This window comes from Roseivivax sp. CAU 1761 (assembly GCF_054482755.1).
Genome location: NZ_JBTLRM010000005.1, coordinates 1 through 17991, shown reverse-complemented (window position 1 = coordinate 17991; position 17991 = coordinate 1). Strand labels below are relative to the sequence as shown.

Here is a 17991-nt window from a genome sequence, read left to right as displayed (position 1 = left end):
CCGTCTGCAGCGGCGGCGGGCGGGGATGGGGGCGCTGCCCCCGCCGCCTGCGGCGGCTCCCCCGGGATATTTCGGCTCAGAAGAAGGGCGGCCTGCGGGGGCGGGAGACCGCGGCCGGGTCAGGCCTGGCCGGCGGCCTCGCGGCGCTCCTCGCGGGCCGGGGCGAGGGCCAGGATCTGGACGTCCTCGGCATCCTCCGGGGCGTCCTCGGGCCCGAGGAAGCGCAGCTCGCCCGGGGCGGCGATCTCGGCCACCGGCACCGCCTCGGGGTTGCGGGCGCGCCAATCCTCGAGCCCGAAGGCCTCGGTCAGCCGGGTGGTGCGGAACTCCCAGCCGCTGGCGATGCGGGACTGCGCCTCGAGGAAGGTGTCGTTGGGGCCGATCGCCCGCCCGCCCAGCGTCGCGGGCAGGGTGTGGCGGGCCTGGCCTTCGGCGTGGCGGCGCAGCTGGAAGACCTTCTCGCGGCCGAATTCCGGCGCCAGGTCGGTGGTGACGAGGGTGTTCATGGCGTCGTTGTCGGAGGCCGCGATGACCTGCTCGTAGCGCACCAGTTCGAGCCGGTGCTCGGCCTCCTCGGAGAGCACGTCGCCCCAGAAGGTCTCGATCCCGGCCTCGCGGGCGGCGCGCAGCCGGGCGCGGTTCGGGTCGGCGATCATCACCGGCAGGTCGAGCTTCTTCAGCGCCTCGGCCAAGGCCACCGACCAGGCCGAGCCACCGACGATCAGCACCCCGGGCCGGTCCGCCGCGGTCAGGCCCAGCGCCCGCGCCATTGGCGCCAGGGCGAAGCCGTGCAGCACCACGGTGGCGGCCACCAGCGCGAAGGCCAGCGGCCCCATCTGCGCGCCGTCGGCGATCCCGGTCTCGGCCAGGCGTTCGCCGAAGAGCCCGGCCACCGCCACCAGCACCACGCCGCGCGGGCCGGTGAAGGCCACCAGCAGCCGCTCCGGCCAGGGCACGTCGGAGCCCGCCAGCGACAGCAGCACCGCGGCCGGGCGCGCCACCAGGATGATCGCCAGGATCAGCCACAGCGCCCGCCAGTCGAAGCTCAGCAGGGTCTCGCGGTCCATGCCGGCGGCGAGCAGGATGAACACGCCCGAGACCAGCAGCACCGTCGCCTGCTCCTTGAAGCGGCGCAGCTCGGTATAGGAGGGCAGTTCCACGTTGGCGATCAGCAGCCCCATCAGCGTCACCGCCAAGAGGCCGGATTCGTGCAGCACATAATCCGACAGGCCGAAGACGAAGAGCACCGCGACGAAGAGCACCGGCACCTTCATGTATTCCGGCACCCTGCCGCGCGCGAAGGCGCGGGCCAGGCCCCAGCCCGCGGCCAGGCCCAGCGCGGTCGCCAGTGCGATGCCGAAGAGCAGGTCCAGCACCGCCTCGCCGGCGCCGGTGGCGGTGTGCAGGACCAGCACCACCTCGAAGGCCAGGACCGCGGCCAGCGCGCCCACCGGGTCGTTGACGATGGCCTCCCATTGCAAGAGCGCCGCCGGGCGCCGGCGCAGCCGGGCCTGGCGCAGCAGCGGCGCGATCACCGTGGGTCCGGTGACGATCAGGATGCCGCCGAACACCGTGGCGGTGGCCCAGCTCAGCCCGGCGACCCAGTGCAGCACCAGGGTCGAGGCCGCCCAGCCCAGCGGCGCGCCGATCACCACCAGACGGGTGACCCCGGTGGCCGCGTCCTTGAGCGAGCGCATGTCGAGGCTCAGCCCGCCCTCGAACAGGATGATCGCCACCGCGATGGCGATCATCGGCTGCAGCAGCTCGCCGAGATCGCGGCCCGGGTCGAGGATCTGCAGCCCCGGCCCGACCAGCAGGCCGGCGGCCAGCATCAGCACGATGGCCGGCATCCGGAGCCGCCAGGCCAGCCATTGCGATCCCACCCCCAACGCGCCCACCAGCGCGAAACTCAAGACCGGGGCCAGCCCCGCCTCCGCACCCGTCGCCACTCGCACCACCCCTCGTTCCGTTGTCCCCTGATGCGCCGCCCGCCGCCCGCCGCCCGCGCCGCCGTGGCCGCCGGTCAGACCCGGTCGGCCAGGACGTCGCGCCCGGTCAGTTCGGCATGACTCTGCAGCGCGAAGCGGTCGGTCATGCCGGCAATGTAGTCCGCGACCAGCCGCGCCAAGGCCGTGCGGTCGGTGGCGGCCGCGATATCCGCCTGCCAGCGCCGCGGCAAAAGGTCTGGCCGGGCGAGGTAGATCGGGAACAGGTCCTCCACCGCCTCGGTGACGCGGGCGCGCTGCGCCATCACCGAGGGCGCGCGGTACATGCGTCCGAACAGGAAGCTGCGGATGGCGCGGATGGCCCCGGCCATGGCGTCCGAGAAGGCGATGACCGGGCGGCCGAGGTCGCGGATGTCCTGCGCGGTGGCGCAGCCCGACGCGGCGAGCCGCGCCCGCGAGGTCTCGATCACGTCGCCCACCATGGCGCCGAAGACCCGGCGCAGGGCCTCGTGGCGGCGTCGGAACGCCTCCAGCCCGGGCCATTCGGCATCGACCTCGGCATAGGCCTCGGCGATCACCGGCAGGGCGGCGATCTCGGCCTCGGTGAAGAGCCCGGCGCGCAGCCCGTCATGCAGGTCGTGGTTGTTGTAGGCCACGTCGTCGGCCAGCGCCGCGACCTGCGCCTCGGCCGAGGCGTGGCTCGCCAGTTCGAGGTCGTGGCGCGCCACGTATTCGGCCAGCGCATAGGGGATCTCCCCGGTCACCGGGCCGTTGTGCTTGGCGATGCCCTCGAGCGTCTCCCAGGTCAGGTTGAGACCGTCGAAGCCGGCGTAATGGCGCTCCAGCGCGGTGACGATGCGGATGGTCTGGGCGTTGTGGTCGAAGCCGCCATAGGGCTGCATCAGCGCGTCGAGCGCGTCCTCCCCGGTATGGCCGAACGGCGTGTGGCCGAGATCGTGCGCCAGCGCCACCGCCTCGGTCAGGTCGACATTGAGGCCGAGCGCGTTGGAGATCGTGCGGGCGACCTGCGCCACCTCGATGGAATGGGTCAGCCGGGTGCGGAAGAAGTCGCCCTCATGCTCGACGAAGACCTGGGTCTTGTGTTTCAGCCGGCGGAACGCCGAGGCGTGGATGATGCGGTCGCGGTCGCGCTGGTAGCAGGAGCGGAAGGCGCTTTCCGGTTCGGGGTGAAGCCGGCCGCGGCTCTGCGCCGGATCGGATGCGTAGGGCGCTGTCATCTCGGGGGCCGTCCTTGTCGCCTGTGCCGGAGGGCCATATATTGCAGGCGCCCGGCGAAGCAAAGCCGCCCGCCGGTGCGAAAGGAGATTGCCCATGCGCCTGCCCCCGAAAGTCACCGACCGCGCCTTTGCCCGCCTCAAGGAGATCGGCGCCGGCGCCGAGGGCCAGGCCCTGCGGGTGGCGGTCGAAGGCGGCGGCTGCTCGGGCTTCCAGTACGACATCCGGCTCGACAACCCGGCCGAGGACGACCTGGTGCTCGAGGGTCAGGGCGAGAAGGTGGTGATCGACGAGGTCTCGCTGCCCTTCCTGGAGAACGCGGTGATCGACTTCACCGAGGAACTGATCGGCGCCCGCTTCGTCATCGACAACCCGAACGTCGCCTCGTCCTGCGGCTGCGGCACCAGCTTCTCGATGTAAGGTCCGGATGTGAGACCGCCGGCCTTCAGCCGGCGGAGGCCACCGGCCGCTGCACCGGCCGCCGGCGCTCGCCCGCCACCAGCCAGAGCCCCGAGGCGATGACCAGCGCGACGCCGGTCCAGGTGCCGGCATCGGGCCATTCGCCGAAGGCCAGCGCGCCGATCGCCACCATCCAGACGAATTGCAGGTTCATCAGCGGCGTGGCGAGCCAGGCCGGCAGCAGGCGCAGCGCCTCGACCACCAGCCAGCGGGCGGCGAAGAGCAGCACCGCATAGGCCGCGACCCAGCCCCAATCGGCGCCCGGCATCGGCCGCCAGACCCAGGGCAAGGCCGCGCCCATCACCGCGAGGATCGCGAGGTTGGGCCAGAAGACCTGCGCGAGGCTCGCCCGTTCGCGCCGCCCGATCCAGCGCGAGGCGACCATCGAGCCGGTGCCGCTGACCGCGCCGAGCGCCGCCCAGAAATGCCCGGCGCTGGCCGTGCCCGGGCCGGCCGGCAGCAGGCAGAGCACCCCGGCCGAGCCCAGCGCCAGCGCCGTCCAGGCCGCCGGGCGGACCCGTTCGCCCAGGACCGGGCCGGAGAGCAGCGCCGCGATCACCGGCATCAGCGCGATGAACAGGAAGACGTCGGCGAAGGGCAGCAGCCGGAAGGCCATGAAGAAGCCGGCCGCCGCCACCACGGTGAGCGCGGCGCGCGCCGCCATGGCGCCGCGGCAGGAGGTGGCGAGGCTCGCCGTGCCGCGCTGCGTGGCCTGCGCGCCGAGCCAGCAGAGCGCCACCACGATCGCCGCGGAGAGCGCGAAGAGCTGCGGCGCCTCGTAGGCGCCGGCGATGCGCTTGGTGATGCCGTCGGCGGCGGCGATCACCAGCGTGTAGAGCGCCACCAGCAGCGATCCCGCGCAGAGGGCCGAAGGGCGGATCATGCCGGCACCCCCAAGGCGCGGAGGCCGCCTGCGGGCCGGGCGAAGCCCTCGAAGAAGCCCTCGAACACGCCCTCCGGCCCGTCGCAGGAGGCGGCGGCGCGGTCCAGCAGCGCCGCGGTGTCGGCCGACAGCCGGGCCTCGAGCCGCGGCCGCATCCGGTGCCAGTCGCCGCTGCGGGCCCCGCCCATGGCGTAGAGCGCCTGCGACACCTCGCGCAGCGGCGCGGCGCCCGGGCCCCGGCGCTGAATGCGCAGCGCGCCCTCGGGCAGGCGGACGTCGAAGGGCGCCGCCCCGGACAGGCCGGCCCACCATTGCCCGACGAGCCAGTCGTGCCAGGCATCCTCGACCGGTGCGCCGGGGGCTGCGCGGAGCACGAAGCGCGCCCTGGCCTCGGCCAGCCAGGCGGTCCAGGCCTGCGGCGGCCGGCGGCCGGCATAGCGCAGCGCGATGCAGATCTCGGCCATCAGGTCGGAATTGCGCTCGATGAAGGCCAGAAGGCCGGCGTAATGCAGCGAGGTCAGCGCCGCCGGCGGCAGGTCGGGATCGCGGCGGCCGTATTCGCTGAGGTAGAAGACGATGTGAGTGAGCTCGTAGGCCGCCTTCTTGTTGGGCAGCGCGAAGGTGGCGCTTTGCGCCGCGAAGTCGCGCAGCCGGGCCACCAGCGCGGCGTCGCGCAGCAGCGGCCGGCCGTCGCGGCGGGCCATCAGGCGGTGCGCCTCCATGCGCTGGAGATCGGAGAGCTCGGCCTCGGCCAGTCCGCGGCGCGCGGTTTCGGCCACCAGCTCCGCCCCCCGGCCCCCGGGCAGGCCCAGATCCTCGAGGTCGAGGATGATGGAGAGCAGGAAGCGGTAATATTGCGGGAAGAACGCGAAGCGCTCGCGGGCGCTGTCGTAGAAGCCGCGCAACGGGATCAGCGCCGCCTCCCCGGCGGGGGCGCCGATCGCCTGCGCCACGTTCAGCAGCTCGGCGCATTCCTTCAGCCAGAACACGCAGCCGGGATCGCGGCGCAGCTCGGCCACCGCCCCGAGCAGGCGCGCGAGGCGGCCCGCCGCATCCGGGCGCGGGGCGATGGGGAAAGGCAGGATATTGGCCATCTCGACGTCTCCGCGGCGCTGCCAGGGACAGGCTCAGAGTGCCTGTCCCCGGTTGTGTCAATCAAGATCCGGATGTGAACAGCGCGGTGGCTTCGCCGGTCATCCCGCCGCTGCCCCGCGGAGCCGAGCCCGAGGTGAAGAGCGCCACCGCATCGCCGGTCTCGGCGCGGCTCGCCGCCGGAGCCGAGCCGGAGGTGAAGAGCGCCACCGCGTCGCCGGTCTCGGCGCGGCTCGTCGCCGGAGCCGAGCCCGAGGTGAAGAGCGCCACCGCATCGCCGGTCTCGGCGCGGCTCGTCGCCGGAGCGGAGCCCGAGGTGAAGAGCGCCACCGCGTCGCCGGTCTCGGCGCGGCTCGCCGCCGGAGCGGAACCCGAGGTGAAGAGCGCCACCGCGTCGCCGGTCTCGGCGCGGCTCGCCGCCGGAGCGGAGCCGGAGGTGAAGAGCCCGCATTCGGCGCCGTCGAACAGGCTCGCCGGGGCCTGGGCCGCGGCGCGGGACGGGCTGTTCCAGGCATTGTCGGAGGTCGGGAGGCAGGGCATCGCGAGGGTCATGGCAGGGTTCCTTTGTTGAGGTGAATGCCCTTGATGCTTCCACGATTTTAGCGTCATACAACGATTTTTTATCGTCATACGAGTTGTCCCCGGCTTACTCACACAAAGGTCACGCGATAAACTTTCGGGTCGGTTTCCTCCTCGGAAACAATCCACAAGACGAACTTTTTTCCAGCCGAACCTGCCGGTTGCCGGGTTTCGGGCGGGTTAACGGCTGCGGCGCGCGAATCATCTGCCCCCGGCAGCGCTTGTCACCGCTTCACGCCTCGGCGATACGGGGCCGGGCAACGGGGCCGGCCCGCTTGACGCGGTCCGCAGACAGGGGGAGCCGATGAGGATCGCAACCTTCAACATCAACGGCGTGAAGGCGCGGATCGAGACCCTGCTCGCCTGGCTGGAAGAGGAGCGCCCCGACGTGGCGCTGCTCCAGGAGATCAAGTCGCAGGACGAGAGCTTCCCGCGCGAGCTGGTCGAGGATCTGGGCTACCGGGTCGAGACGCACGGCCAGAAGGGCTTCAACGGGGTGGCCATCCTGTCGCGCCTGCCGCTCGAGGATGTCAGCCGCGGCCTGCCCGGCGATCCCGAGGACGAACAAGCGCGCTGGATCGAGGCCACGGTGATCGGCGAACGGGACGCGGTGCGGGTTTGCGGCCTCTATCTGCCGAACGGCAACCCGGTCGCCTTCGACGCGGCGGGCCGGCCGCTGCGCGAGGGCAAGTACGGCTACAAGCTCGACTGGATGGCGCGGCTCGAGGCGCGCGCCCGCGACCTCCTCGACGCGGAGATGCCGGCGGTGATGGCCGGCGACTACAACATCATCCCGCAGGCCGAGGACGCCGCCCGCCCCGAGGCCTGGCGGCAGGACGCGCTGTTTCTGCCCGAGAGCCGCGACGCCTTCCGGCGCATCCTCAACCTGGGCTTCACCGACGCCTTCCGCGCCCGCGTGCAGGGCCCCGGGCATTACAGCTTCTGGGATTACCAGGCGCGGTCCTGGGAGCGCGACAACGGCATCCGCATCGACCACGCGCTGCTGAGCCCGGCCGCCGCCGACCTGCTTCTGGAGGCCGGCATCGACCGCGACCGTCGCGGCCGCGAAAAGCCCTCGGACCACGTCCCGGTCTGGATCGATCTCGCCGCCTGATCGGCACCCCCCTCCGCCCGCGCCCTGCCCTTGTGCCGCTGGCGGGGCTCGCATACATCAGGGGCGAAGAACACGGAGCGCGCAGGATGGCTATTGAGGCCCAGGAAATCGAGAACCTGATCCGGGAAGCCTTCCCGGAGGCCAAGATCACGATCACCGATCTCGCCGGCGACGGCAATCACTACGCCGCCGAGGTCATCGACGAAAGCTTCCGCGGCCAGAACCGGGTGCAGCAGCAGCGCGCCGTCTACGCCGCCCTGAAGGGCAAGATGGACGGCTCGCAGGGCGAGCTGCACGCCCTCGCCCTGACCACCAAAGCGCCCGACTGACCGCCCCCGCCGCCGGGCCCGCCCCGGCCGGAAGAGCAAAGGATCCCCAGATGACGACGACCGACGCCAAGAGCCAGATCGAGGAAACCGTCAAGGCCCACGACGTGGTGCTTTACATGAAGGGCACCAAGACGATGCCGCAATGCGGCTTCTCCAGCCGCGTCGCCGGGGTGCTGAACTACATGGGCGTCGACTATGCCGACGTGAACGTGCTGGCCGACGAGGCGATCCGCCAGGGCATCAAGGATTATTCCGACTGGCCGACGATCCCGCAGCTCTACGTCAAGGGCGAGTTCGTCGGCGGCTGCGACATCATCACCGAAATGACCCTGTCGGGCGAGCTCGACAAGCTGTTCGAGGAGAACGGCGTGGCCTTCGACAAGGACGCCGCCGCGAAGATCCGCGAAGCCAACGGCTGATCCCGCTCAGGAGACCGGCCGGCCCTGCCCGCATTGCGGCGCCGGGGCCGGTCGCGGCGGCAACCCCGCCGCCCCGGCTTCGCCCGACGCCGCGAAGCTGCTGCGCACCAGCCATCCTTCCAGCGTGTCGGCCAGCCCGCGATGGCCGATCAGGGCGATGCGCCCGGCGGCGATCTCCGCGCCGAAGCTCGAATGCCCGATCCAGGCCGCGGTGAACGCCCGGAGCGTCGCCTCGACATAGAGATCGACGTCGAACCCCTTGTCGACATAGCACAGATCCGGCGCCCGCCCGGGCCGGATCACCATCCAGTAGCGGCTGCGCGCCCCGGCCGGATCGGTCAATGCGAAGCGGATCACGCAGCGCGGCACCGGCAGCGCCAGGGTGTCGATCTTGCGCCGCACGTTCCACATCAGCACCCGGTCGTCGAGATCGGCCAGCGCGATCTCGGGCCGGATGTTGCGATGCGCCCAGGCCCCGAGCGCGGCCACGATCGGCTCCAGTTCCTCGGCCATCTCCGTCGGCGCATAGCCGGGCGGACCGCCCCGGCCCGTGGCGCTGCGGCGCACCAGGCCGCGGGCCTGCATCTCGCGCAGGCGCCGCGCCAGCAGCGTCGGCGACATGCCGGGCACGCCGCGATGGATATCGTTGAAGCGCCGCGACCCGGCCCAGAGTTCGCACAGGATCAGCAGGGTCCAGCGCGGCTCCAGCAGATCGGCCGCCATCGCCACCGGACAGAAGAGCGGATAGGATGCCTCGGACATGCGCATACCCTCCCCGGTGGCAGTGTCGCATGCCGGCTCGCCCCGATCCATCTCGGATTGGGCGGGGGCCACTACACTTCGTGGACTGGATCGCCCCCGGGGCCGGGGCGCATGATGGGGATGGCAGCCAGAGGCGTCCGCCGCGCGCCGTTGCGCGCGTCCCGGCCCGCTGTCCTTACAGGAGGGAAAACGTCATGCCCGTTACCCGTTTCATGTTGCAAGCGCTCGCCGTGTCCGGCGGGCTTGGCCTGGCCGCCCTGGTGGGCGGCGCCGGTGGTGCCGGCGAACAGGCCCACAAGGTGATGCCGAGCGACCAGGTGACCTTCGCCCCCGGCCCCGCCACCCTCCCCGAGGGCGCGCAGGTCGCGGTGCTGTTCGGCTCCCCGGCCGAGGAAGGCCCGTTCGTCATCCGGCTGAAATTTCCCGCCGGCTACGAGGTGCCGCCGCATTCGCATTCCAAGGAGGAGCACGTCACGGTGATCTCGGGGACGCTGGGAATGAATGCCGGCGAGACCCTGAACCGCGAAGACAGCCACATCCTGAGCGCCGGCAGCTTCGTGCGGATGCCGGCCGGCCAGCCGCATTACGCCTGGACCGACGAGGAAACCGTGCTGCAGATCAACGGCATGGGACCGTTCGACATCACCTATGTCGACGAATCCCAGGATCCGCGCGTCAACTGAGGTCCCGGCCCGGCGCCTGGGGTCCGGCCAGACCGCTCACGACCCCGGACCGCGCATGACCATGGGCGCGTCCCGGCCCGGGGCTCCGGCCCGGGTCAGGGCGTGCCGGTCTCGTCCGCCGCCGCGGCGGCGCGTTCCTCGATCTCGCCGGCCAGCGCCTCGGCGCGGGCGGCCAGCTCGGCCAGAGTGTCGGTCACGCCCTTGGGCAGGACCGGCACCTCGACGCGCTGCGGATCGGGCGCCGGGCGGGATTGCAGGTCGGCGACCTGCTGGGCCAGCGCCGCCTCGCGCGCCTCGGCCGCCTTCAGCCGGTCCTCGAGCCCGGCGGTCTTGTCGGCCAGCATCAGGCCCGCCATCAGCAGCATCCGCCCCTCGGGCACCCGGCCGATCTGGTCGACCAGGACCTGCGCTTCCTCGTCGAGCATGCGCGCGGCGCTGCGCAGATATTCCTCTTCGCCGGCCTGACAGGCCACCGCGAAGGTGCGTCCGCCGATGCTGACTTCAACCTCGGGCATCAGCCGGTCTCCCCGTTCTGGTCCGCGGCCTCGGCGCGCGCGGCATCGGCCAGCAGCGGCGTCAGCGCGCCCAGCACCGCGCGGGCCTCGGCCTCGTCGGCGGCGCGCGCGGCGCGGATGCTCTCGAGCTCGGCCAGCATGGCGCGGTCGATCATCGCCTTGTCGCCGGCGCCCTCGGCCAGCGCCCGGGACAATTCCTGCGTCGCCGCCTCGAGCGTCTCGTTGGCTTGGCGCATGCGCTGCAGTTCGGCGTCGAGATGCAGCAATCCCTCGCGGCCGGCGCCGATCTGGGCGCGCAGCTCGGCCAGCTGGCCCTCCTGGCGCTCCTTCAGCGCCCGCACCCGCTCCTCGAGCTGGCGGTTGGCCAGGCGCTCGTCCTCGAGCGCGGCGCGCAGCTCGGCCAGCTCCTCGGGATCGGTTGCGGGGGGCTCCGGGTCGGCCGCCGGGCGCACGCGCTCCAGCGCCTCGGCGCCCACCGCGATCCGGTCCAGCGCCGATGCGATCCTGTGCTGCAGCTCGTCGATCTCGCTCATCGCCTGTCCCTATTGCCGTCGCCGCCGCGGGCCGGAGCGCGCCCGAATCGCGTCTGCGCCCCTCTATCGACCTTCGCTAGGCCAGATGCAAATCCGCGCACCCTTCCGAGTCAAGGCTTTGAGCCCTGCGCTTGATCTTGGCGCCCCGGCTGCTAAGGACGGCGCAACCGATCTTGCCGACCTGAAGGAACAGGCCCCCTCATGGATATCGAAGCGCTCCGCACCCGCAATCCCGACCACTGGATGCGCGCCGGCGCCATCCGCGCCCTCACGCTGGACGCCGTCGCCGCCGCCAATTCCGGACATTCCGGGGCGCCGATCGGCATGGCCGACGTCGCCACCGTGCTCTACGAGAAGCATCTCAAGTTCGACGCCTCGGCGCCGGACTGGGCCGACCGCGACCGGTTCATCCTGTCCGCCGGCCACGGCTCGATGCTGGTCTATTCGCTGCTCTACCTGACCGGCGATCCGGAGATCACGCTGGACGAGATCCGCAACTTCCGCCAGCTCAAGAGCCGCACCGCCGGGCATCCCGAGAACTTCCTCGCCCGCGGCATCGAGACCACCACCGGCCCGCTCGGCCAGGGCATCGCCATGTCGGTGGGCTTCGCCATGGCCGAGGAATCCCTGCGCGCGCGCTTCGGCAAGAAGCATGTCGATCACCGCACCTGGGTGATCGCCGGCGACGGCTGCCTGATGGAGGGCGTCAGCCAGGAGGCGATCACCCTGGCCGGGCGCCAGCAGCTCGGCCGCCTGACGGTGTTCTGGGACGACAACTCGATCACCATCGACGGCAAGGTCGACATCTCCGACCGCACCAACCAGCAGATGCGCTTCGAGGCCGCCGGCTGGCACGTGCAGTCGATCGACGGCCACGACCCGGCGGCGATCGACGCCGCCATCGCGGCGGCGAAGGCCGACCCGCGCCCGTCGATGATCGCCTGCAAGACCCACATCGCCCTCGGCCATGCGGCGCAGGACACCTCCAAGGGCCACGGCGCGCTGACCGACCCGCAGCAGCTGCTCGACGCCAAGGAGGCCTGGGGCTGGTCCTGGGGCCCCTTCGAAGTGCCCGACGAGGTCAAGCGCCAGTGGGAGGAGATCGGAAGCCGCGGCGCCCCCGAGCGCCAGGCCTGGAGCGAGCGGCTGGAGGGCGCCTCCGACGCCCGCCGCAAGGAATTCGAGCGCACGCTCGCGGGCGAGGCGCCGAAGAAGCTGTCGGCCACCATCAAGGCGCTGAAGAAGCAGATCGTCGAGACCGCGCCCAAGGTGGCGACGCGGAAATCCTCCGAGATGGTGCTCGAGGTGGTGAACCCGATCCTGCCCGAGACCCTCGGCGGCTCGGCCGACCTCACCGGGTCGAACAACACCAAGACCCCCGATCTGGGCGTCTTCGACGTCGAGAACCGCAAGGGCCGCTACGTCTATTACGGTATCCGCGAGCACGGCATGGCGGCGGCGATGAACGGCATGGCGCTGCATGGCGGCATCCGGCCCTATGGCGGCACCTTCATGTGCTTCACCGACTATGCCCGCCCGGCGATGCGGCTGGCGGCGCTGCAGCGCGTGCCCACGGTCTTCGTGATGACGCATGACAGCATCGGCCTCGGCGAAGACGGCCCGACCCACCAGCCGGTGGAGCATCTGGCGATCAGCCGGGCGACGCCCAACACGCTGGTCTTCCGTCCCGCCGACACGGTGGAGACCGCCGAGGCGTGGGAGATCGCGCTGACCCAGGACGCGACGCCGTCGGTGCTGGCGCTGTCGCGGCAGAACCTGCCCACGGTGCGCCGCGAGCACAAGTCGAAGAACCTGACCGCCCAGGGCGCCTATGTTCTGGCCGAGGCCGAGGGCAAGCGGCAGGCGATCCTGATCGCCACCGGCTCCGAGGTGCAGGTGGCGCTGGCGGCGCGCGAGGCGCTGCAGGCCGAGGGCATCGGCACCCGCGTCGTCTCGATGCCCTGCATGGAGCTCTTCGCGCAGCAGGACGAGGCCTATCGCCGCCGCATCCTGCCGCCGGGCCCGGTCCGCGTGGCCATCGAGGCGGCCTGCCGGATGGGCTGGGACCGCTGGCTGACCGGCGAGCGCGGCCGCCCGAACAAGGCCGATTTCGTCGGCATGGAGGGCTTCGGCGCCTCCGCCCCGGCCGAGGTCCTGTTCGAGCATTTCGACATCACCGCCGAGGCGGCGGCCGCCAAGGTCAAGGCGCTGCTCTGAACGGCCCCCGGGGCGGGATGCGCCCGCCGGCCGAGGGTTGACCCGTGGGCCCCGGGCCGGCGCGCCGCCCGCCCTCCGGCCCGATCAGCCGGGCGGCCCCCGGCGACGTCACCGCGTTGTGAGCGAACGCCTCCGCTGCCGCATGCGTATCCCCTACGGGACAACCCGAAGGAGACACGATGCCCCATCGCAGCCTGCTGACCGCCGCCGCCGCTCTCGCGGCCACCGCCACCGCCGCGCAGGACTTCGAACGCGGCCCGCGCCACACCGACTTCGCGCCGGCCTTCGACGAACAGTTCCGCGCCGCGCTCGAAACCTCCGAGACGACCGGCGAGACCGAGGCGCTGGCCAGCGGCCTCGAGCATCCCTGGGGCATCGAGGTGCTGCCGGACGATCAGGGCTATCTCGTCACGGAGCGCCCCGGCCGGCTACGCCACGTCGCCGAGGACGGCACCGTGCACGACCCGATCTCCGGCACCCCCGAGGTGATGGCCGAGAAACAGGGCGGCCTGCTCGACGTGGCGCTGGCGCCGGATTTCGAGACCTCCCGCCGGGTCTACCTGACCTATGCCAAGCCGGTGGGCGAAGGCCTGTCCGCCACCGCCGCGGCCTACGGCACCCTGTCCGAGGACATGACCGCGCTCGAGGACGTGCGCGACATCTTCGTGCAGGAGCCGGGAAGCTCGACGCCGATGCATTTCGGCTCGCGCCTGGTCTTCGACGGCGAGGGCCATGTCTACATCACCACGGGCGAGCATTCCTCGCAGAAAACCCGGGTCTATGCGCAGGATCTCGACAAGACCTACGGCAAGGTCGTGCGCGTCGACCCCGAGGGCGGCGTGCCCGAGGGCAACCCCTATGCCGGCCGCCCCGACGCGCTGCCGACCGTGTGGAGCTTGGGCCACCGCAACATCCAGGGCGCGATGATGCGCGACGGCGAACTCTGGACCATCGAGCACGGGCCGCAGGGCGGCGACGAGCTGAACCGCATCGAGGCCGGCGCGAATTACGGCTGGCCGGTCGTCAGCTACGGCCAGAACTACGACGGCTCGCCGGTGGGCTCCGGCGAGGCCCGCGCCGAAGGCATGACCGAGCCGGTCTATTTCTGGGACCCGGTGATCGCGCCCGCCGGCATGCTGACCTATGACGGCGACGCCTTCCCGGACTGGCAGGGCGATGTGCTGATCGGCTCGCTCCACCCCGGCGGCATCGTGCGGCTGGAGATCTCGGAGGGCCGGGTCACCGCCGAGGAGCGCCTGCACATGGATCTGGGCCGCGTCCGCGACCTTGCCGTGGATGATGACGGCAGCCTGCTCGCCATCACGGATTTCGCCGATGGCGAGATCGTCCGGATCGCCCCGGGCAGCGCCAGCTGAGGCCCGAGCGGCGGCGCTCACTGCGCCGCCGTTTCCTCCTTGCCGCCGAAGACCGAGGTCCAGACCGGACCGATCACCCGGGTGCCGAGCGGGATCAGCGCCAGCCCGAGCAGGATGCCCAGCACGCCGTCGAGCGCCGCGGTGACGGTCCATTCCACCGTGCCGTGCAGGTTTTCCGGCGTCAGCGCCGCCGCCGCCACCGCGCCATGGTGGATGATGTCCTCGGGAGCGTGCCAGCCCATCTGCGCCAGGCCGTGCACGATGATCGAGCCGCCGACCCAGAGCATCGCCGCGGTGCCGACCACCGACAGGACCTTCATCAGCACCGGCATCGCCTTGACGATGAAGCGGCCGAAGCCGCGCCCCGCCCCGGTGCGCGCGGTCTGCGCCAGCCAGAGCCCGATATCGTCCATCTTCACGATCACCGCGACCGCGCCGTAGACCGCCAAGGTGATCAGCACGCCGACCATGGCCAGCGTGCCGGCCTCCATCCAGAAGCTCGATTCCGGGATCGCCGACAGCGCGATGGTCATGATCTCGGCCGACAGGATGAAGTCGGTCTTGATCGCGCCCTTGACCTTCTGCTCCTCGAGATGCTGCGCCTCGAGCGGCTGCTTCTCGGGCGTCGCGGCGTGGTCGTCGCGATGCGCGATGGCGTGCCAGATCTTCTCCGCCCCCTCGAAGCACAGATAGGCCCCGCCCAGCATCAGCAGCGGCGGGATCGCCCAGGGCGCGAAGGCCGCCAGCAGCAGCCCGATCGGGGTCAGGATCACCAGCTTGTTGAACAGCGAGCCGCGAGCGATCTTCCAGATGATCGGCAGCTCGCGGCCCGGCGGAAAGCCGGTGACGTATTTCGGCGTCACCGCGGCGTCGTCGATCACCGCCCCGGCCGCCTTCGAGCCGGCCTTCAGCGCCTGCGCGGTCACGTCGTCCACCGAGGCCGCGGCCACCTTCGCAATGGCCGAGACATCGTCGAGAAGCGCCAGAAGTCCGCTCATCATTCACCCTTTCTGCTGCGCGCGGAATCCTAGCGTGGCGCCTCCCCGCTGCAAGTTCGCTCTGAACCTAGCGTGGGACGCCGCACCGGCGACCGCGCGGGCCCCATGCGGCGGAGGATTCGGGCCCGTCCCGCACCATGGTTTCCGCCGCCGCGACGATCCGGCCGCGTTAGCGCGAACGGGCCGCAGCGGTTAGCGCCATCACGCCACAGACCCAGCCTGTTTGCGATAACATATTGTCAAAAAAGGCTTTTTGCCTTTCCTTCCGGTGAAGTGACGCGTAACTGCCTGTCCGACATGATCGGAAAGGGGACCCCGCCATGACCGTGACGCTTGGGATCAACGGCTTCGGCCGCATCGGCCGCTGCACGCTGGCGCATATCGCCGAGAGCGCCCGCAACGACGTGCAGGTGGTGAAGATCAACGCCACCGGGCCGATCGAGACCTCGGCGCATCTCCTGCGCTACGACAGCGTGCATGGCCGCTTCCCCGGCGAGGTCCGCGTCTCCGGCAACACCATGGATCTCGGCCGCGGCCCGATGGAGATGTTCTCCACCTACGATCCCTCCGAGCTCGACTGGTCGGGCTGCGACGTGGTGCTGGAATGCACCGGCAACTTCAACGACGGCGAGAAGAGCGCCGTGCATCTCGACCGCGGCGCCAAGAAGGTGCTGATCTCGGCCCCGGCCAAGAACGTCGACCGCACCGTGGTCTACGGCGTCAACCACCGCGACCTGATGGCCGACGAGCGGATGATCTCCAACGGCTCCTGCACGACGAACTGCCTGGCGCCGCTGGCCAAGGTGCTGGACGAGGCGATCGGCATCGAATCCGGCATCATGACGACGATCCATTCCTATACCGGCGACCAGCCGACGCTCGACCGCCGCCATAAGGACCTCTACCGCGCCCGCGCCGCGGCGATGGCGATGATCCCGACCTCGACCGGCGCCGCGAAGGCGCTGGGCGAGGTGCTGCCGAACCTCAGGGGCAAGCTCGACGGCACCGCGATGCGGGTGCCCACGCCCAACGTCTCGGCCGTCGACCTGACCTTCTTCGCCGGCCGCGACGTGACCGTGGACGACGTCAACGAGATCGTCCGCGAGGCCGCCGCCGGCCGCATGGGCACGGTGCTGGCCTACGATCCCGAGCCCAAGGTCTCGGTCGATTTCAACCACACCACGGCAAGCTCGATCTTCGCCCCCGACCAGACCAAGGTGGTGGGCCGCATGGTGCGCGTCCTGGCCTGGTACGACAACGAATGGGGCTTCTCGGCCCGCATGGCCGACACCGCGGCGGCGATGGGCCGGCTGCTGCACTGAGACCGCCCCCGGTTTCCGATCCCTGTCCCGCCCGGCGCCCCTCGGCTCCGGGCGGTTTTCGTCTGCGGGCGCCCGGCAGGACGGCGGCGCGGCAAGGTGTTATGTCTCCGGGGCCAAGCCCGGAGGAGCCGCCATGACCGTCCGCCGCATTGTCGCCAACATCGCCACCCCGGATGTCGCCGGGATCCGCACCTTCTACGCCGAGCTGTTCGGCCTCGAGGCCGTGATGGACCACGGCTGGATGGTGACGCTGGCCTCCGGCGAAACCGCGTTGACGCAACTGGGAATCGCCTCGGAGGGCGGTTCGGGCACCGAGGTTCCGGCGCTGTCGATCGAGGTCGACGATGTCGATGCGGTGGAGGCGCGCGCCACCGCCCTGGGCCACGCTTTGGTCTACGGCCCGGTGACCGAGCCCTGGGGCGTGCGGCGTTTCTTCCTGCGCGACCCGGCCGGCACGCTGGTCAACGTGCTGTCCCACACCGCCTGAACGGCGCGTGCCCGGGCAAGGGAGCGGGCCACCGGAAAGTGCCGGCTCCGCGTGAATTGCGTCGTGGAGCCGGTCGCGTCGCCGCAATGACCGCGGAGTCTCCTGCCGCCCGCAGCGAGACGCAAAGCCGCGCAGCGTCGGACCGCGGCGCGGCGATCCCGACCGGAGAGCCCCTTGGTTTATCCCGGCCACGTCCGAAGACGTTCAGAACCGAGCGCCCAGACCCACCAGATCGCCGGGCCGGGGGGCGGCCCGGCGATGCGCGGCGGCCTTGCGGCCTTTGTTCCGCGCCGGCGGCCTTGCCCGAACGCCTCGTCTCTATGGAGGTCGTCGCCGGCCAGGGAGCCATACGGTCCGAATTGCGCCCTGCCCTCGGGCTTGCAGAGCGAAGCCGCGCGTCGTCGGGCCGCAGCGCGGCGATTTCGACCGGGGAACCCCTTGGTTTATCCCGGCCACGTCCGAAGACGTCCAAAACCGAGCGCCCGGCCCCACCAGATCGCCGGGCCGGGGGGCGGCCCGGCGATGCGCGGCGGCCTGCGGCCGCTGTTCCGCGCCGGGGGCTGTGTTCGCCCTCGATTTACCAGATCACGATATGACCGTTCTTTACCGAAGTCGTTCTACACGCACGACTTTGGAGATGCCTGCCAACAGGATCTCCCGGTCATTGATTACCGTCGCTTTGGGACGCCACTCATACCTGTAGTGGTAGTAGTACTCGGTCTGACGATATATGCTGCCATCCGTCATAACAAATACTGTTGTTCCGTCGAAGCCGTTGGAAGCGCCGTCAAGTTGTTTGGTGGCATAGGCCATAGTAAGCCCTCTGTGCACAAGTACCCCAATTAACCGTGGCTAATTCTGGGGATAACTCTGTATTTCTCAGCACGCCATTGCTTCGCTCATCCGGATGTGATCCGACTGAACTGCCCCCCATTTCGACCGGACAGCCTGGCATGACCATGGAAGGCTCAAGCCTGTGCTTGGGGACATGCTTATGCCCAACGACAGACCCACCCGCATTGAGGTGATCACCGGCGTTGC

Annotated in this window: 19 protein-coding genes; 9 read left to right on the top strand and 10 right to left on the bottom strand. The window is 70.9% G+C overall.

The window, feature by feature from the left end; all coding sequences use genetic code 11:
- Positions 1-119 precede the first annotated feature (119 nt).
- Positions 120-1949, bottom strand: coding sequence for a cation:proton antiporter (locus ACXYMW_RS04850; protein ID WP_459034170.1), 1830 nt, complete (start codon positions 1947-1949; stop codon positions 120-122).
- Between the two features lie 74 nt (positions 1950-2023).
- The gene (locus ACXYMW_RS04845; RefSeq protein WP_459034169.1) at positions 2024-3184 is read right to left on the bottom strand and encodes a deoxyguanosinetriphosphate triphosphohydrolase; all 1161 of its coding nucleotides are present in this window, start codon (positions 3182-3184) and stop codon (positions 2024-2026) included.
- Between the two features lie 94 nt (positions 3185-3278).
- On the opposite strand from ACXYMW_RS04845, the gene ACXYMW_RS04840 reads away from it, so the two are divergent.
- Positions 3279-3602: a HesB/IscA family protein gene (locus tag ACXYMW_RS04840; RefSeq protein WP_459034168.1), complete on the top strand. Its 324-nt coding sequence runs from the start codon at positions 3279-3281 to the stop codon at positions 3600-3602.
- 25 nt (positions 3603-3627) lie between these two features.
- On the opposite strand, the gene ACXYMW_RS04835 is transcribed toward ACXYMW_RS04840, so the two are convergent.
- The 3 genes from ACXYMW_RS04835 to ACXYMW_RS04825 all read right to left on the bottom strand — a co-directional run bounded on the left by ACXYMW_RS04835 (position 3628) and on the right by ACXYMW_RS04825 (position 6168).
- Positions 3628-4524 carry a DMT family transporter gene (locus ACXYMW_RS04835; RefSeq protein WP_459034167.1) on the bottom strand — a complete coding sequence of 299 codons (897 nt, stop codon included), beginning with the start codon at positions 4522-4524 and terminating at the stop codon, positions 3628-3630.
- Positions 4521-5618 carry a DUF6902 family protein gene (locus ACXYMW_RS04830; RefSeq protein ID WP_459034166.1) on the bottom strand — a complete coding sequence of 366 codons (1098 nt, stop codon included), beginning with the start codon at positions 5616-5618 and terminating at the stop codon, positions 4521-4523. Before ACXYMW_RS04830 ends, ACXYMW_RS04835 begins: the two co-directional genes overlap by 4 nt.
- 61 nt (positions 5619-5679) lie before the next feature.
- Positions 5680-6168, bottom strand: a complete 489-nt coding sequence (locus ACXYMW_RS04825; protein WP_459034165.1) for a hypothetical protein — start codon at positions 6166-6168, stop codon at positions 5680-5682.
- Positions 6169-6499: 331 nt separating this feature from the next.
- On the opposite strand from ACXYMW_RS04825, the gene xth reads away from it, so the two are divergent.
- The 3 genes from xth to grxD all read left to right on the top strand — a co-directional run bounded on the left by xth (position 6500) and on the right by grxD (position 8057).
- Entirely contained in the window at positions 6500-7309 is an 810-nt protein-coding gene (gene xth / locus ACXYMW_RS04820; protein WP_459034164.1) for an exodeoxyribonuclease III, read from the top strand.
- 86 nt (positions 7310-7395) lie between these two features.
- Positions 7396-7638, top strand: coding sequence for a BolA/IbaG family iron-sulfur metabolism protein (locus ACXYMW_RS04815; RefSeq protein ID WP_459034163.1), 243 nt, complete (start codon positions 7396-7398; stop codon positions 7636-7638).
- A 50-nt stretch (positions 7639-7688) separates the two neighbouring features.
- Positions 7689-8057, top strand: coding sequence for a Grx4 family monothiol glutaredoxin (gene grxD, locus ACXYMW_RS04810; protein WP_459034162.1), 369 nt, complete (start codon positions 7689-7691; stop codon positions 8055-8057).
- 6 nt (positions 8058-8063) lie between these two features.
- On the opposite strand, the gene ACXYMW_RS04805 is transcribed toward grxD, so the two are convergent.
- Entirely contained in the window at positions 8064-8819 is a 756-nt protein-coding gene (locus ACXYMW_RS04805; protein ID WP_459034161.1) for a winged helix-turn-helix transcriptional regulator, read from the bottom strand.
- A 194-nt stretch (positions 8820-9013) separates the two neighbouring features.
- Between ACXYMW_RS04805 and ACXYMW_RS04800 the strand changes: the two genes are divergently transcribed.
- Positions 9014-9502, top strand: coding sequence for a cupin domain-containing protein (locus tag ACXYMW_RS04800; RefSeq protein ID WP_459034160.1), 489 nt, complete (start codon positions 9014-9016; stop codon positions 9500-9502).
- 95 nt (positions 9503-9597) lie between these two features.
- On the opposite strand, the gene ACXYMW_RS04795 is transcribed toward ACXYMW_RS04800, so the two are convergent.
- Complete coding sequence (locus ACXYMW_RS04795) at positions 9598-10017, bottom strand: cell division protein ZapA (RefSeq protein ID WP_459034159.1); 420 nt, start codon at positions 10015-10017, stop codon at positions 9598-9600.
- On the bottom strand, positions 10017-10550 hold the full coding sequence (locus ACXYMW_RS04790) for a hypothetical protein (protein ID WP_459034158.1): 534 nt from the start codon (positions 10548-10550) through the stop codon (positions 10017-10019). Before ACXYMW_RS04790 ends, ACXYMW_RS04795 begins: the two co-directional genes overlap by 1 nt.
- A 201-nt stretch (positions 10551-10751) precedes the next feature.
- Between ACXYMW_RS04790 and tkt the strand changes: the two genes are divergently transcribed.
- Together tkt and ACXYMW_RS04780 are read left to right on the top strand one after the other, a co-directional pair.
- Positions 10752-12767: a transketolase gene (gene tkt / locus ACXYMW_RS04785; RefSeq protein ID WP_459034157.1), complete on the top strand. Its 2016-nt coding sequence runs from the start codon at positions 10752-10754 to the stop codon at positions 12765-12767.
- A 179-nt stretch (positions 12768-12946) separates the two neighbouring features.
- Positions 12947-14143 (top strand): PQQ-dependent sugar dehydrogenase, encoded by a 1197-nt coding sequence (locus ACXYMW_RS04780; RefSeq protein WP_459034156.1) that lies wholly within the window; start codon positions 12947-12949, stop codon positions 14141-14143.
- A gap of 17 nt (positions 14144-14160) precedes the next feature.
- On the opposite strand, the gene ACXYMW_RS04775 is transcribed toward ACXYMW_RS04780, so the two are convergent.
- On the bottom strand, positions 14161-15141 hold the full coding sequence (locus tag ACXYMW_RS04775; protein WP_459034155.1) for a DUF808 domain-containing protein: 981 nt from the start codon (positions 15139-15141) through the stop codon (positions 14161-14163).
- Between the two features lie 320 nt (positions 15142-15461).
- Between ACXYMW_RS04775 and gap the strand changes: the two genes are divergently transcribed.
- Together gap and ACXYMW_RS04765 are read left to right on the top strand one after the other, a co-directional pair.
- On the top strand, positions 15462-16463 hold the full coding sequence (gene gap, locus ACXYMW_RS04770) for a type I glyceraldehyde-3-phosphate dehydrogenase (protein ID WP_459034154.1): 1002 nt from the start codon (positions 15462-15464) through the stop codon (positions 16461-16463).
- Positions 16464-16596: 133 nt separating this feature from the next.
- Positions 16597-16950: a VOC family protein gene (locus ACXYMW_RS04765; RefSeq protein WP_459034153.1), complete on the top strand. Its 354-nt coding sequence runs from the start codon at positions 16597-16599 to the stop codon at positions 16948-16950.
- Positions 16951-17553: 603 nt separating this feature from the next.
- Here the strand turns inward: ACXYMW_RS04765 and ACXYMW_RS04760 are convergent.
- Positions 17554-17763 (bottom strand): hypothetical protein, encoded by a 210-nt coding sequence (locus ACXYMW_RS04760; RefSeq protein ID WP_459034152.1) that lies wholly within the window; start codon positions 17761-17763, stop codon positions 17554-17556.
- Positions 17764-17991 lie beyond the last annotated feature (228 nt).